This is a genomic window from Bradyrhizobium sp. (assembly GCF_036009065.1).
Lineage (GTDB): Bacteria > Pseudomonadota > Alphaproteobacteria > Rhizobiales > Xanthobacteraceae > Bradyrhizobium.
The window spans coordinates 1-1,570 of sequence record NZ_DASYMN010000241.1 but is presented as its reverse complement, the minus strand read 5'-3'; the positions used below and the strand labels follow the sequence as shown (position 1 = coordinate 1,570).

Here is a 1,570-nt window from a genome sequence, read left to right as displayed (position 1 = left end):
AGTCTGGGCGCCGATACGAGGATCCTGCCGCAACACCTGCCCGTCTTCGCCACGGCAGACTGCCGCCTCCGGTGCATTGCGCGATGTTGGGGGCTCAGGCGGCACGGGGGAAGCACAGGCGGCGAGCAGCAAAGGCAGGAGCCACGGGCGCATAGGTGCCTTCTGAATAGGCCGCGATAAGATCGGAATGGCGAGGCGAAGGCGGATTCGGATAGCCGCCCTGCCGTGAAGGATATGGATGGCAGCCAGGGCGCTCAAGCTGTGCAGGTGCCTGGATCAGCTTCAGCAATGTGAATGTGGCGGTCGCCATTGCTAGGGCCTGTTGACATTCAGGTTCCCCCGGCGGCCCGGCTGTGATTGGAGCGCCGCTTTGGCGGGGTTGGGACGATGCTGGAGCGGTCTCGGTTCGTGGTCAGCGACGCGGTGTGGGAGAAGGTCGCGCCATTGTTGCCTGGCAAGGTGTCCGACCCTGGTGCGACGGCCCGAGACAACCGGCTGTTCCTGGAGGCGGTGCTGTGGCGGGTGCGGACCGGCGCACAATGGCGCGATCTGCCGGGTGATTTCGGTCGCTGGAACAGTGTCTTCCAGCGGTTCCGCCGCTGGGTGAAGGGCGGCGTCTTCGAGCGCGTCTTCGGGTGTCTGTCCGACGAGCCGGACTTCGAATACGCCCTGATCGACGGCACCATCGTCACGGCGCACCAGAAGGCGAGCGGCGCAAGGGGCGGGACTGAGAACCAAGCCATTGGTCGCTCGCGGGGTGGCCTGACGACCAAGATCCTTGCCCTGGCCGACGCTCTCGGCACCCTGGTGCGCTTCGTCCTGCTGCCCGGCCAGCGCCACGACACCGTTGGCGTGCCGCCGCTGATCGAGGGCGCCGCCTTCGGCGCCCTGCTCGGCGACAAAGCCTTCGACACCGACTGGCTCAGGGCGGAGCTTGACGCCCGCGGCGCCGCCGCGGTGATCCCGCCCAAGGCCAACCGCAAGGCCGTGATCAGCTTCGACCGCGACATGTACCGCTGGCGCCACCTTATCGAGAACACCTTCGCCAAGCTGAAGGAGTTCCGGGCTGTCGCCACCCGCTACGACAAAACCGACACCAGCTACGCCGCCACCATCCATCTCGCGGCCGCCATCATCGCTTCCCGGTGAACGTCAACAGACCCTAGCATTACAGCTGCATTTTGCGCTTCAGATGTGAGCGTTGTGCGGCGGCTTGGTGCGCGCGCCGCCAGAGTGACCAAGCGATGACGCGGGCTGGTTGGATGCGCCGCTGCGCAAGGCGGATTGCGATGCGGCGGATCTCTTGGACCGACCAGCGGATGAGGTCCGGCGCGTCCGCGTCAGGTTGATCAGCGTTTTTGGGGGTGGCGCATTGGCTTTGTGTTGGATGGACGCCAGCATGGCGAAGGCCAGCATGACCAGCGAGACATGGCGATGCCAGCCGTGCCAACTCCTGGTCTCGTTGTGGTCGAGGCCGAGCTCATTTTTCGCCGTCTCGAATGCATCCTCGATGACCCAGCGCTGCCCTTCGACGGTGGCCAGCGTCTTGATCGTGGTTCCGGCCGGGCAC

1 protein-coding gene and 1 pseudogene are annotated in these 1,570 nt (G+C 65.8%); one reads left to right on the top strand and one right to left on the bottom strand.

All coding sequences use genetic code 11. The annotated features are described in order from the left end of the window. Window positions 1-387: 387 nt before the first annotated feature. Window positions 388-1,149, top strand: coding sequence for an IS5 family transposase (locus tag VGP39_RS14685; RefSeq protein ID WP_327568829.1), 762 nt, complete (start codon window positions 388-390; stop codon window positions 1,147-1,149). A 204-nt stretch (window positions 1,150-1,353) separates the two neighbouring features. Here the strand turns inward: VGP39_RS14685 and VGP39_RS28175 are convergent. Further along, window positions 1,354-1,570: pseudogene (locus tag VGP39_RS28175) on the bottom strand (transposase); the annotation flags it as partial.

What these genes read in the sequence shown, in the direction of transcription:
- VGP39_RS14685 (WP_327568829.1), top strand. Translation starts at nt 388, where the DNA reads ATGCTGGAGCGGTCTCGGTTCGTGGTCAGCGACGCGGTGTGGGAGAAG.